Consider the following 13,363-nt stretch of genomic DNA (forward strand, 5'->3'; position numbering starts at 1 on the left):
GCTCAGTCTCTTTCCGAGAGGTTGATAGAGGAGCCGCCGCCATGGCTGTCGCCACTGCGAACGGCGTGGGCGGCGGCTTGGACGCCATGGGTCATCTGTTGTGAGCGCTTCATGCGCTTCGCCCAGGCGGGCTGACTTTCGGTGGCGGAGGACGCAACGGAAGCGGACGCGACTTCGGCGGCGTTTGCGCCGACTGTGCCAGCAGTGGAGGATCCGCCCGTCGTCTCGAAGGCAGCGCGAGCGCCGGACTGGAAGCTGTGCTTCATGCTGCCTGCCGCATGATTGGCCGCGCGCTTCAGCGGTGAGATGGCACCCTGGGCACCGGCGCTGATGACACCGCCGAGACCTGATGCGACGACTGAAACACCTGACTGTCCGGCCGCGCCAAGGCCGTAGGCTGCGGATGCCCTGCCCGCGGCGGCGGCACCGCCACGGGCCGCCGCCGCAGCACCGCCGCTGACGACCGCGCCTCCGGACACGACGGCGCCGGCGGTCGCGGCGCCCACTGCTGCCATGCCGCCGGCGGCGAGCCCGGTACCGACCGCCGCGCCCGCGCCAAGCTGCGGACCGCCGGAGACGAGCCCGTTGGCGATGCCAGGTCCAAAGATGCCAAGGCCAAGCAGCGACAGCGCGGCCAGCACGATCGCCATCGCGTCGTCGATCGACGGCGTGTTGCCGCTGAACCCTGCGGTGAACTCGGAGAAAAGTGTCGAGCCAATGCCGATGATGACGGCGAGCACCAGCACCTTGATGCCGGACGAAATGACGTTGCCGAGCACCCGCTCGGCCATGAAGGCGGACTTGCCGAACAGACCGAAGGGTATCAGCACGAAACCGGCGAGCGTCGTCAGCTTGAACTCGATCAGGGTGACGAAAAGCTGGATTGCCAGGATGAAGAAGGCCAGCAGCACCAGCGCCCAGGCGAAGAACATGCAGGCGATCTGGATGAAGTTCTCGAAGAAGGACCAATAGCCCATCAGGTTCGAGATCGAGTCCAGCAACGGCCGGCCGGCGTCGAGCCCGGTCTGCGCCACCTTACCCGGGCGCATGAGATCGTCGACGGCAAAACCCGTTCCCGAGGCCTTCAGGCCAAGCCCGGCGAAGCTTTCGAAGACGATGCGGGCGAGATTGTTCCAGTTGGAGATGAGATAGGCGAAGACGCCGACGAACAGCGTCTTCTTGACGAGGCGCGCCATGATATCGTCGTCCGCCCCCCAGGACCAGAAGAGCGCCGCCAACGTCACGTCTATGACAATCAGGGTCGTGGCGATGAAGCCGACCTCGCCGCCGAGCAGGCCGAAGCCGCCGTCGATGTAGCGCGTGAAGACTTCGAGGAAATGGTCGATGACGCCCATGCCGCCCATGTCAGCGAATCTCCGGCCGGGGCGGCTCGACCTGCATCGCGGGAGCTGTCACATCCCTCCGCTTTCCTTCTTTCCGGTTGGCTGACGCCGCTACATCCGGAAACCGCGTTGTCGGCGCTACCGGAGCAGTCGCCGTTGCCGGTGCCTGCTGACCGAGAAACCGGCGCCGGCTTTCTGCCCACGCTTTCAGACAGCCGGGATCGCGAGGACCGGCCTCGCCGATCCGGGAACAGCGGCGCAATTCGGACGCGAGCGGGTCTTGTGACGCGATGGAACGGTCCCGCATCGCCGGGGCGTCAGGCTCATCGTCCTTGGTGCTCATCTCGATCACAGTCACTGTCAAAGCGATCGCCATGAAGACGACTGCGCCGATGCGAGCGAAGATCTTGCCTTCCATGGCGCCGGCCTCAGTTCTTGCCATAGAACATCTGCGCACTGCCGGGCTGGTAGCCCGAGCCCTGCGTCAGGAAGCGGCGGCGCTGCTCCCGGCCCTGGTCGGCGGCGGTGGCCTGCTCGGCCGATTGCAACGCCTGCGCCCGACCGTTCGCGGCAACGACTGCGGTGAGATCGGCGAGTTGCTGCGCCTGAAGCGCGAGGAGCTGGTTGCCGGCCTGTGTTGCCTGAAGCGCGCCGGTCGCACCCTGGCTCTGGCCGACGAGCGCCGACATCTCGTTGCGATTGGTGTCGATGTTGCCGACGACGCCCGCCTGCACACGCATGGCATCCTGAAGGCCACCAACCGTGTTGCCCCAGCGCGAGCGCGCGTCGCCGACGAGTTGCTGATCTGAAGCCGACAGCGAGACGTTGCCGTATTTCTGCTGGAAGGCATGATCGATCTGCTGGACGTCATAGGCAATGTTTTGCGCTTGACCGAGCAATTGCTGGGTGCGCTGCACCGACTGTTGGAGTTGTTGCAGTGAGGAGAACGGCAGGGTCGCGAGATTGCGCGCCTGATTGATCAGCATCTGCGCTTGGTTCTGAAGCGAGGTGATCTGGTTGGTGATCTGCTCGAGCGAGCGCGCTGCCGTCAAGACGTTTTGCGAATAGTTCGAGGGATCGAAAACGATGAGCGCCTGTGCCGGCGTCGCCAGCATGGGCGAGAATGCGGCGGGTACGGCAAGCAGGGCGGCAGCGAGCCGCATGGCAAGTGAACGGCGTATTTTCATGGGGACTTCTCCTTGTTGGTGAGGGCGGGGCTGGTGAGTGCGGCAACGAGTTCAGCGGCCCAGCCCACGTCGCGGTGGCTGAGCCAGGCTGCGAGGAAGCCGTCTCGGCCATGCTCGGCGACGATGCGGGTGATCGCGGCCTGGTCGGTTTTCGCGGATACAGCGCAGAGCGCGAGCGCCACATCGGACATCCCAAGCTCGAACAGCCGGTTGCCGCGACGGGACTGGCAGTAGTAATCGCGCTTCTGCATCGCCCGTGCGATGATCTCAATCTGCCGGTCGTTGAGGCCGAAGCGGCGATAGATCGCCGTGATCTGCGGCTCGATGGCGCGCTCGTTCGGCAGGAGAAGCCGGGTCTGGCAGCTCTCGATGATCGCCGGCGCGATCGCCGAGCCGTCGATGTCGCTGAGCGACTGCGTGGCGAAGATGACGCTGGCGTTCTTCTTGCGCAGCGTCTTCAGCCATTCGCGGAGCTGGCCGGCAAAGCCCTCATCATCCAGCGCAAGCCAGCCTTCGTCGATGATGAGAAGGGTTGGCGAGCCATCGAGCCGGTCCTCGATGCGATGAAAGAGATAGGACAGGACCGCGGGCGCGGCACCCGTTCCGATCAGCCCTTCGGTTTCGAATGCCTGGACCGACGCCGATCCGAGATGCTCGCGCTCGGCATCGAGCAACCGGCCGTAGGGGCCTCCGACGCAATAGGGGCGCAATGCCTGCTTGAGATCATTTGATTGCAGCAGCACGACCAGACCGGTGATGGTGCGCTCCTCGACGGGCGCGGACGCCAGAGAGCTCAACGCCGTCCAGATATGCTCCTTGACCTCAGGCGTGATCGTCACATTCTCGCGCGTCAGGATCGCCACGATCCAGTCGGCGGCCCAGGCGCGCTCGGGGACATCATGAATGCGGGCGAACGGCTGAAGGCTGACGCTGTCGATCGCCCCATCGCTGAGATCGCCGCCGAGATCGTGCCAGTCGCCGCCCATGGCGAGTGCGGCGGCTCGGATCGAGCCGCCGAAATCGAAGGCGAAAACCTTTGACCCCGCATAGCGGCGGAACTGCAGCGCCATCAGTGCCAGAAGCACGGACTTGCCGGCGCCGGTCGGGCCGACGATCAGCGTATGGCCGACGTCGCCGACATGAAGCGAAAGCCGGAACGGGGTCGAGCCTTCGGTCTTGCCGAAGAGCAGAGGGGGCGCTGCAAAATGCTCGTCCCGCACCTCGCCTGCCCACACCGCGGAAAGCGGGATGATGTGGGCGAGATTGAGCGTTGAGATGGGAGGCTGACGGACGTTGGCGTAGACATGACCCGGCAGGCTGCCGAGCCACGCGTCGACGGCGTTGATGGTTTCGATCATTGCCGTGAAATCGCGGCCCTGGATCACCTTTTCGACCCGGCGCAGTTTTTCGTCGGCGGTGCGGGGATCGTCGTCCCAAACCGTCACCGTCGCGGTGACATAGGCCATGCCGGCATAGTCGGCGCCGAGTTCCTGCAGCGCCATGTCGGCATCGGCGGCCTTGTTTGCGGCGTCGGTGTCCACGAGGACGGAAGCCTCGTTGGTCATCACCTCCTTGAGGATCGCGGCGACCGATTTGCGCTTGGCGAACCATTGACGCCGGATCTTTGTCAGCAGCCTGGTCGCATCGTTCTTGTCGAGCAGGATCGCGCGGGTCGACCAGCGATACGGGAAGGCCAGCCGGTTCAGGTCGTCGAGCAGACCCGGCGTGGTCGCGGTCGGGAAACCCGTGACCGTGAGAATGCGCAGATGCGATGCGCCAAGGCGCGGCTCGAGCCCGCCGGTCAGCGGCTGGTCGGCCAGCACGGTATCGAGATACATCGGCGTTTCGGGAACGCGGACACGGTGGCGATTGGTCGAGACGCAGCCATGCAGATAGGTCAGCGTCTCGGCGTCATCGAGCCAGCGGCACTCCGGCATGAAGGCTTCGACAAGGCGCAGGAGGCGGTCGCTGCGGTCAGTGAACCCGGTCAGCACCGCATTGGGGTCCAGGCCCTTCTTCTCGCGCCCTTCGTAAAGCCAGCTTTCCGCGCGCGCCGTGTCTTCGGCGGGCGCAAGATAGGTGAGCGTCAGGAAGTAGCTGGACTCAAAATGGGCACCAGCCTCCTCGAAGCCAGCCTTTCGCTCGGCATCGACCAGCGTGGAGGCCGCATCCGGAAAGTGGCTGTCGGGATAGCCGGTCGAGGCATGGCGTTGCGCCTCCACGAACATCGCCCAGCCGGAGCCGAGACGGCGCAAGGCATTGTTGAGCCGGCCGGCGACGGCGACCAGTTCGGCCGGGACGGCGCTGTCAAGATCGGGGCCGCGAAAGCGCGCGGTCCGCTGGAAGCTGCCGTCCTTGTTGAGGACCACGCCGACGCGGACCAATGCCGCCCAGGGCAGGAAGTCGGCGAGCCGGCTGCTACGGTTGCGATATTCGGCAAGTTTCATCATCGGCGCGACCTCGCTCAGACAGTGAGATGTGCCGGGATGCGCAGATGCCGACGAACGACGTCGACGAAGAGCGGATCACGCTTAGCGGCCCAGACGGCGGCAACATGGCCGATCGCCCAGATTGCGATGCCGACGAGCCACAGGCGCAGCCCCAGTCCCACCGCGCCGGCGAGCGTCCCGTTCATGATGGCAATGGCGCGCGGGGCGCCGCCGAGCAGGATCGGCTCGGTCAGTGCGCGGTGCACGAGGACCGTGTAACCCGGCACTGCGTAGTCGGGCATTGCGCCGCTCTGTTCGACACCACCCACCATCAGACCAGCGCTCCGCCGCCAAACGAGAAGAACGACAGGAAGAAACTCGATGCCGCGAAAGCGATGGACAGGCCGAACACGATCTGGATGAGCCGACGGAAGCCGCCCGACGTGTCGCCGAAGGCGAGCGTCAGACCCGTAACGATGATGATGATGACCGCCATGATCTTGGCGACCGGGCCTTCGATCGACTGGAGGATCTGTTGCAGCGGCTGTTCCCACGGCATCGACGAGCCTGAGGCATGAGCGGGCGCGGCCATCACCAGGATGAGCGTGGGAGCGGAGACAGTGATGGCGAGACGATGGCGCGCGAGGCGCAGGCATTGGATCACGGATTTTCTCCTTCGGGGTTTTGGATGAGCAAGGTCGGGCGGTCGTCCTCCTCGCGGAGGGCGGGCGCAACGCGATAATCGCCGTCCGGGCGAAGGCCCTCGACACGGGCGAGTTCGGACAGCCGTCGGGCGGAGCCACGGCCGGAAAGGACGGCAACCAAATCGATCGTCTCGGCGATCAGCGCTCGCGGCACCGTGACGACAGCTTCCTGGATGAGCTGTTCCATCCGTCGCAGCGCGCCAATGGCGCTGCCGGCGTGAATCGTACCGAGACCGCCAGGGTGGCCGGTGCCCCACGCCTTGAGCAGTTCGAGCGCCTCGGCTCCGCGCACTTCGCCGACCGGAATGCGGTCGGGGCGCAGGCGCAGCGATGAACGAACGAGATCGGAGAGCGACGCGACGCCGTCTTTCGTGCGCATCGCAACGAGATTGCGCGCGGCGCATTGCAGCTCGCGCGTATCCTCTATGATGACGACGCGATCGGCGGTTTTGGCCACTTCGGCCAACAGCGCGTTGATCAGCGTGGTCTTGCCCGTGGATGTGCCGCCAGCGACAAGAATGTTGGCGCGGGTGGCAACGCCCTGGCGCAGCGCGTCGGCCTGGCGCGCCGACATGATCCCGGCCGTGACATAGTCTTCAAGGGTGAAAACAGCGACGGCGGGCTTGCGGATCGCGAAGGCGGGCGCTGCGACGACGGGAGGAAGAAGTCCCTCGAACCGCTCCCCCGTTTCGGGCAGCTCGGCCGAGACGCGTGGCGCGCTGGCATGGACTTCGGCACCGACATGATGGGCGACGAGGCGAACGATACGCTCGCCGTCCGCCGCCGACAGGCGCTCTCCTGTGTCGGACAACCCCTCGGACAACCGGTCGATCCACAAACGCCCATCGGGATTGAGCATCACTTCGACGATGCCCGCGTCGTCGAGATAGCTTGCGATCGCAGGGCCGAGCGCTGTGCGCAACATGCGTGCGCCGCGCTCGAGGCCTTCTGAATTGTGATGCGAAGCTGCCATCCTGTCCCCATTTCGATCCGGGGGAACAAGGAAGGCCCCAGGACGGGGATGATTAAGAGAGCCGCATCTCGAGTGGATTCAACAGCTTTGTCGAGGCGTCGTAGGGTAGCGTGCAAATACAGGCGGTCGGCGGTTCGGACCGGCGGCCCGGATTGCGGATTTCGCGCCAGACTTTGGTCCGGAGGAGCCGCGGCACCGACTCAACGTCGTTGCCGCGCTGGCTATGCCACCCTCCTGCCTGGCTCGACAGGTTGAGGAGGTCTGATCTACGATAACAGATCGCCGCAGGGCCGCGATATGTTTTTACATATCAGTGTTTGCAAAATCTTCCGTTAAATGATATATTTACGCATATCAAATTTGGAAAACGATATGTAGAGGCATATCAATGCTCTATTCTACGGACGAAATTCTCCAGACGCTCCGCAATGCCCGCGAGCAGAGCGGGCTGAGCCAGCGCGACCTCAGCGCTCGCATTGGCGTTCCCCAAAGCCATATTTCGAAGATTGAAAATGGCGGGACCGACCTCAGGCTTTCGAGCCTGGTTGAGCTCGCACGAGCGCTCGACTACGAACTGGTTTTGGTGCCGCGCAAGGCCCTGGCCGCGGTCGAAGCCGTCGTCAGCAACGCTTACGCAACGCTCAGCGGCGAAGACCGCCAGCGCGCCGTGGTGTTCAATCGCGCCCAGGCTGCCCTTGCAAGGCTGCACCGCGACCATCCCGACCCTGGCGAATTCAAGCGTCTCGATCAGACGCTGCGCGAGCTTGCGAACTTTCGGTTGGGCAAAACCGATCTCGACACGCTGCGTGCCATCGCCGAAAAGCTGATGAAGCTGCCGGCCGGCGCTGGCGCGGCTGCGGCCATCGAGCGCGCCTCCAAGCAGCTTGGAGCACTGCGCAACAGGATCGCCCACGCGCTCCCCGAAATGCCCCGCCCCGCATACCAACTCGACGATGAGAACGAGGATGCCTGACGTTTCCGTCCTCGATGTCCGCCTCTATGGCGAGAAGATCGCAACGCTCACGCTCATTCCGGGCGATCGTACTCTGTTTGCCTTCGACAAGGCCTACATCGACAATCCCGAGCGGGCCACGCTCAGCCTGTCGTTCGAGGACCAGTACGGGCAGCTCCTGACCGAATTCCGTCCGTTCAATGTCAGGGTTCCTCCGTTCTTTGCGAACCTCCTGCCGGAAGGGCCGCTGCGGGCCTACCTTGCCGAGCGCGCGGGCGTGAGCGAAAAGCGCGAATTCTTCCTGCTCTGGGTTCTCGGCCGCGACCTTCCCGGTGCGCTCACCATCGTGCCGGCGGACGCAGAAGCCTGGCCAGATCTGAGGGAGGAGGGCGACGCGGGAGCACGCCGCGCGCGCCGGAGCAATGCCCTGCGATTTTCACTCGCGGGCGTGCAGTTGAAGTTCTCGGCGGTGAAGAACACCGGAAAGGGCGGCGGGCTTACGATCCCAGCTGACGGCGTCGGCGGATCGTGGATCGTCAAACTGCCCTCACAGCTCTACGACGGCGTCCCCGAAAACGAATTCTCGATGATGAGTCTTGCGGCCAGGCTCGGCATGGACGTGCCAGAGGTGCAACTCCTCGACGTCGATGCGATCGACGGCCTTCCCGAAGGAATGCGCAGTATGAAGGGCCAGGCACTGGCCATCCGGCGCTTCGACCGCAGCGGCGACGGTCCGGTGCATGTCGAGGATTTCGCCCAGGTGTTCGGCGTGTGGCCGGACGACAAATACAAGCGCGCAAGCGCACGCAACATTGCGACCGTGCTTGGCGTTGAGGCCGGAGACGGTGGTGCCTGCGAGTTCATCCGCCGGCTCGTCTTCAACACGCTGATCGGCAATGCCGACATGCACCTCAAGAACTGGTCGGTGATCTATCCCGATCGGCGCTCAGCGGCGCTCGCTCCAGCCTATGATTTCCTATCGACAATTCCCTACATGCAGGACGAGTTCGCCGCCATCAAATATGCCCGCACCAAGCGCATGCGCGAGCTCTCGTTCGACGAGCTCCGTTACCTCGCGGCGAAGGCGCATCTGCCCGAGAAGCCGGTCGTCGATACGGCGCGCGAAACCGTCACCCGCTTCCGCGACGAATGGCCCGAGGCGAAGAAGACGCTTCCCATCGCGCGCTCCGTCGCCGACACGATAGACGCTCACCTGCAAAACCTTGCCCTGATCGCCGAGGCCTGAGCACTGGCCGTGTCGCCGGCGATCCGCCGATCCGCGCCGCCGGTGATCCGACCGTCCGGCTATCGCCCGGGCTCGCCGGTCTTGAGTGTGTCGAAACCGGCGTCGATGTCCTCACTGATTTCTTGCCGGAGCTTCGGTCCTTTCGCCAGGCGCCGGCCGAGCGCTGTGACGAAGGCATCATAGCGCTCGCCAGCCTTGGCGTGAGCAGCCTGCGCCGCGGACTCGGGCAAAGCCGGGGTTGTCGCCAGCCAGAAGCGGACGAAAACGGCGAGCGTCTCAACGGCAATTGCCAGATCGCGCTCCTGGCGCGTCATACGGCGATCGAGCTGGTCGAGCCGCTTGGTGATCGCTGCCTCCTGTCGCTCGGCGGCATCGGGCGAGAGAAACGATTCGATGGCCGCCTCCGCGACCAGCGAGCGAGAAAAATCACGGCGCGCCGCATATTCGGCCAGTCTGCTCATGACCTTCGGATCGAGATAGACGGACAGGCGCTGCTTGCGGGGTGGCTTAGTCATGGGACCCTCACATATCCACGCCGTCGCCAGGGTCGAGCGACGCCTGCCGTGCAATGCCCTGCATGAGGCGCGTCAGTCCACGGTTGCGGGCAACTTCGTCCTCGATGTCGTCGCGGTGATCGATCTCGAATTCGTTTTCGATCGCAGGCTCCACGACCGGCTCGACCCGACTGAGCTCAGGTTGGTGACGACGCTCGGATTCGGTTGGATCCTCATCGACGGCCGACGGCGCCACCGAACCCTCCGCAATCCGGGCACGGGAAGCCAGAGGCAGTTTTGTCCAGTCATCGGGTCTCCCCTCTACCGCTGACGCCGCCGCAAGCATCGGCGGCGGTAGAATACGCTCCGCGAAACGGGCATCCTCATGATAGCGCGCCTTTTTGGCGCGGATCGGCGGCGCGCCCGAGACCATGACAATCTCGTCGGTGGACGGTAGTTGCATCACTTCGCCAGGCGTGAGCAGCGGGCGAGCCGTCTCCGAACGCGAGACCATGAGATGACCAAGCCAGGGCGAAAGCCGATGGCCGGCATAGTTCCTCATGGCCCGCATCTCCGTTGCTGTTCCGAGCGCATCGGACACCCGCCTGGCGGTGCGCTCGTCGTTGGTGGCAAAGCTTACCCGGACGTGGCAATTGTCGAGGATTGAGTTGTTGGCGCCGTACGCCCTCTCGATCTGATTGAGGGATTGAGCGATCAGGAAGCTTTTCAGCCCGTAGCCGGCCATGAAGGCAAGCGCAGACTCGAAGAAGTCGAGGCGGCCAAGCGCCGGGAACTCGTCGAGCATGAGGAGCAGCCGGTGCCCTTTCGCCCTCACCTGCAGATCCTCAGTCAAGCGGCGACCGATCTGATTGAGGATCAGGCGAATGAGCGGCTTGGTCCGGTTGATGTCGGACGGCGGCACAACGAGGTAGAGCGTCGTCGGGCGCTTGTCGTCGACAAGATCCGTGATGCGCCAGTCGCAGCGGCGCGTGACCTCGGCCACGACAGGATCACGATAGAGGCCGAGGAACGACATGGCGGTGGAGAGGACGCCGGAGCGCTCGTTGTCGGATTTGTTCAACAGCTCCCGCGCTGCACTGGCGATAACCGGGTGCGGACCCGCCTCACCCAGATGCGCCGTCTTCATCATCGCCGACAGCGTCGATTCGATCGGATGCTTTGGATCGGAGAGGAAGCCGGCGACGCCGGCAAGCGTCTTGTCCGGCTCGGCGTAGAGGACATGCAGGATCACTCCGACCAAGAGAGCATGGCTGGTTTTCTCCCAATGGTTTCGCCGCTCGAGCGACCCTTCGGGATCGACGAGGATGTCAGCGATGTTCTGGACGTCGCGGACTTCCCATTCGCCACGGCGCACCTCGAGCAGCGGATTGTAGGAAGAGGATTTCGGATTGGTGGGATCGAACAGCAGGACCCGGCCATGCCTGGCGCGAAAGCCCGCCGTGAGTTGCCAGTTTTCGCCCTTGATGTCGTGGACGACGGCTGAGCTCGGCCAGGTCAGCAGCGACGGGACGACAAGGCCGACGCCCTTGCCCGAACGTGTGGGCGCAAAGCACAGAACGTGCTCCGGTCCGTCGTGGCGCAGATAGGCGCCGTCATATCGCCCAAGCACCACTCCATCGGAGCCGAGAAGGCCGGTTGCCTTGACCTCCTGGTTGTCGGCCCAGCGCGCCGAGCCATAGGTCTCGACCTTCTTGGCCTCGCGAGCCCGCCAGACTGACATGCCGATGGCGACGGCGATGCAGGCGAAACCGCCGGAAGCCGCGATAAAGGCTCCCTCCACGAAGATCGACGGCGCGTAGGCATCGAAGCCATACCACCACCAGAAGAAGGACGGCGGAAGGTAAAACGGGAAGCCGAGGACTCGAAACCACGGCCTGCCGAGCACGGGCTGGAACGCCAGGCGCCAGGCCACCCACTCCGTCGCACCCCAGGTCGTGAAAAGCACAATCGCGAAGACCGCGAGTATCTGGCCCCAGAGAATTTTGGTGGCGGACATAAAGTCGTCCTTTCTTCACAAGGAGGTTAGAGGCCGAGGCCTCGCTTGCGGCCAAAACTCCAGTCGATGCCGTCGTCATTTCGAGCGACGCCAGAGATGTGGCGACCAAGATGTTTTTCCAAGGAGGGCGTCCAAGGTACCAGTTGGAAGCCGAAGCCGTCATCGAGCATGGCGAAGCGGCCGGAGGCGAGCGCGAAGCGTTGCCGGTACGAACCGGCCACAAACTCGCCGCTGCGAACGCGGTTGAATGGCTGGCCGGTTTCGGCCGAGAGCTTTTGGCCGAGCGCCTCCAGTTCGCGGCGACGCAGCGTGTCGAGCAGGTTGCGGGTGAAGCTGATGCGTTGGCCATGCCGCTCCCCAAGGCCCTGTTCGACGAGATGGTGGGCGCGCCGCTGCATCGCCTGCCGTACCTCGGCACCGAAGCCGGCTTCGGACAGCGCAATCGGTTCTCGGGCGATATTCTGGCGGTCAAGCCAGGTTGCGCCGGCGGCGGTTGTTTGCCGCTCAATATCGAGATCGGAACGGACAGCGAGTGCTGCGCGCGGATGCCCCTGCGCGTCATGGAACTTGCGCAGCTCAACGATAGAACCCGGAGCGCTGTCGCCGGCGGCATCGAGGTCGAACAGCTTGATGTGATGCGTACGGCCATCGGTACCATCGACCACGGCGTAGGCGCTCCCCTTCAACTCGTCATCAAGGCCGCGGTCGACCAGTCGACCCACGATCGGCGTGTCGAGACGCTCCGCCGCCAGCACATAGTTCGACGCGCCGCGCTCAATGCCCTGTTCGGTAAGCGCACGGTGCATCCGCTTGATGATGTCGCCGCGCTCGCCAAGCTCGCGCAGCGTCGCCTCGGCCTTGTCGTCGATCGTCCACTGGCCTGGGCCGACCTGTTCGGCAAGCCCAAGGGTCTCGAGCTTGCGCACTCGCCCGACCTTCAACACGTGATACGCGTCGGGCTGGGCGTTCGGGGCGCAGGCAAGGTCGATGACGCCTGTCTCGCGGCTGTCGCGAACAAGCTGCCGGTCAAGCTGGGTCCAACGTTCGACTTCGACCTGGCGCTGTAGATTGCGGCGGATGTCGAGATCGGTGCGCGGGCCGAGCTCCTGGGTGACAAGATCGGCGGCGCGAGCCCGCATCCCCTCCTTGATGTAATCGCGGGAGATCACGAGATCCTGCCCGTCATCCGTACGGCCGCGCAAAATGATGTGAAGGTGCGGGTTGTCGGTGTTCCAGTGATCGACGCCGGCCCAATCGAGCTTCGTGCCGAGATCTTTTTCCATCTGGCCCATCAGATCGCGGGCGAAGGATTTGAGATCCACCATGTCGATGGCATCCTCCGGTGAGACGATGAAGCGGAAGTGGTGCCGGTCATCGCCGCACCGCCCGACAAAAGCACCGCCGTCAACCGCATCGGTCTCCGGCCCGAATAGCCTTGTCTTCCCCCCGTCACGGGTGACGCCCTCGCGGCGCAGATAAGTGAGATGGGCGGCAAGCGGCGCGGCGCGGGCATGGTGGCGCACCAGCCGTGTCTTGATGATCACGGTTCGCGAGCGGCCGCTGAGGAGACGATTGGCGCGGACGCTCGCCGAGCGGCCGCGCCCGAAGGTCGAGCGGTTGCCTGGACTGATGCGGCCGGAGCGAGAGATACGGGCGCCAGCCTTCTGGGCGGCGGCAAGCACCTGTGCGATGAAGGGCCGGGCGCGCTGGGTACCGGACGAGCGGATGCGGCCTGGCCGGATGCGGAAACCATCCTCGGTGGTCATGGCGAAGGCCGCGCACATCGCGCCAAGGCATGGAAATTACAGGGAAAACAGCGGTCCGGTGCGGTGCACCAGATCTTCGCACCTCGCGGAAATGAGGCATAACCCCTTGAAACAACACAACCGATCGACGCCGCACCTCGCGGCCTTTTATCTCGCCATCTTCCGGTTGTTCTGCCCACATTCCGCCTCCATGCACGCCACGGTGCGCTGGAGCTTGCGGTTGCGCGAAAACGCCCATACGCGCTCATGGCT

12 protein-coding genes are annotated in these 13,363 nt (G+C 64.5%); 2 read left to right on the forward strand and 10 right to left on the reverse strand.

Annotation, left to right across the window (positions count from 1 at the left end):
- Nucleotides 1-2 precede the first annotated feature (2 nt).
- The 7 genes from trbL to trbB are packed head-to-tail and all read right to left on the reverse strand — an operon-like array spanning nt 3 to nt 6,636.
- On the reverse strand, nt 3-1,364 hold the full coding sequence (gene trbL / locus C8D77_RS30230; protein WP_109671153.1) for a P-type conjugative transfer protein TrbL: 1,362 nt from the start codon (nt 1,362-1,364) through the stop codon (nt 3-5).
- A 1-nt stretch (nt 1,365) separates the two neighbouring features.
- On the reverse strand, nt 1,366-1,761 hold the full coding sequence (gene trbK-alt, locus C8D77_RS30235) for a putative entry exclusion protein TrbK-alt (RefSeq protein WP_109671195.1): 396 nt from the start codon (nt 1,759-1,761) through the stop codon (nt 1,366-1,368).
- Nucleotides 1,762-1,771: 10 nt separating this feature from the next.
- Complete coding sequence (gene trbJ, locus C8D77_RS30240) at nt 1,772-2,530, reverse strand: P-type conjugative transfer protein TrbJ (protein WP_109671155.1); 759 nt, start codon at nt 2,528-2,530, stop codon at nt 1,772-1,774.
- Nucleotides 2,527-4,980 (reverse strand): conjugal transfer protein TrbE, encoded by a 2,454-nt coding sequence (gene trbE / locus C8D77_RS30245; RefSeq protein ID WP_109671158.1) that lies wholly within the window; start codon nt 4,978-4,980, stop codon nt 2,527-2,529. The genes trbJ and trbE overlap by 4 nt, the downstream gene beginning before the upstream one ends.
- 14 nt (nt 4,981-4,994) lie before the next feature.
- Nucleotides 4,995-5,261 carry a VirB3 family type IV secretion system protein gene (locus C8D77_RS30250; RefSeq protein ID WP_206438812.1) on the reverse strand — a complete coding sequence of 89 codons (267 nt, stop codon included), beginning with the start codon at nt 5,259-5,261 and terminating at the stop codon, nt 4,995-4,997.
- Between the two features lie 29 nt (nt 5,262-5,290).
- Nucleotides 5,291-5,584 (reverse strand): TrbC/VirB2 family type IV secretion system protein, encoded by a 294-nt coding sequence (locus C8D77_RS30255; protein ID WP_425453769.1) that lies wholly within the window; start codon nt 5,582-5,584, stop codon nt 5,291-5,293.
- A gap of 35 nt (nt 5,585-5,619) precedes the next feature.
- Nucleotides 5,620-6,636, reverse strand: a complete 1,017-nt coding sequence (trbB, locus tag C8D77_RS30260; RefSeq protein ID WP_109671165.1) for a P-type conjugative transfer ATPase TrbB — start codon at nt 6,634-6,636, stop codon at nt 5,620-5,622.
- 388 nt (nt 6,637-7,024) lie between these two features.
- Here trbB and C8D77_RS30265 point away from each other — a divergent pair, with 388 nt between their 5' ends.
- Together C8D77_RS30265 and C8D77_RS30270 are read left to right on the forward strand one after the other, a co-directional pair.
- The gene (locus C8D77_RS30265; protein WP_109671167.1) at nt 7,025-7,609 is read left to right on the forward strand and encodes a helix-turn-helix domain-containing protein; all 585 of its coding nucleotides are present in this window, start codon (nt 7,025-7,027) and stop codon (nt 7,607-7,609) included.
- A complete protein-coding gene (locus tag C8D77_RS30270; protein WP_109671169.1) occupies nt 7,602-8,834 on the forward strand; it encodes a type II toxin-antitoxin system HipA family toxin in 1,233 nt (410 codons plus the stop codon). The genes C8D77_RS30265 and C8D77_RS30270 overlap by 8 nt, the downstream gene beginning before the upstream one ends.
- Nucleotides 8,835-8,893: 59 nt before the next feature.
- Here the strand turns inward: C8D77_RS30270 and C8D77_RS30275 are convergent, their stop codons facing one another.
- Genes C8D77_RS30275 through C8D77_RS30285 form a run of 3 tightly spaced genes read right to left on the reverse strand, consistent with a single transcriptional unit; the run spans nt 8,894 to nt 13,111 of the window.
- The gene (locus tag C8D77_RS30275) at nt 8,894-9,349 is read right to left on the reverse strand and encodes a ribbon-helix-helix protein, CopG family (protein ID WP_109671172.1); all 456 of its coding nucleotides are present in this window, start codon (nt 9,347-9,349) and stop codon (nt 8,894-8,896) included.
- Nucleotides 9,350-9,356: 7 nt separating this feature from the next.
- Complete coding sequence (locus tag C8D77_RS30280; protein ID WP_109671173.1) at nt 9,357-11,345, reverse strand: conjugal transfer protein TraG; 1,989 nt, start codon at nt 11,343-11,345, stop codon at nt 9,357-9,359.
- 26 nt (nt 11,346-11,371) lie between these two features.
- Nucleotides 11,372-13,111 (reverse strand): relaxase/mobilization nuclease domain-containing protein, encoded by a 1,740-nt coding sequence (locus tag C8D77_RS30285; protein ID WP_109671196.1) that lies wholly within the window; start codon nt 13,109-13,111, stop codon nt 11,372-11,374.
- Between the last annotated feature and the right edge of the window lie 252 nt (nt 13,112-13,363).

Origin of the sequence: Mesorhizobium loti, assembly GCF_003148495.1 — a bacterium.
In the GTDB taxonomy this organism is placed as follows: domain Bacteria; phylum Pseudomonadota; class Alphaproteobacteria; order Rhizobiales; family Rhizobiaceae; genus Mesorhizobium; species Mesorhizobium loti.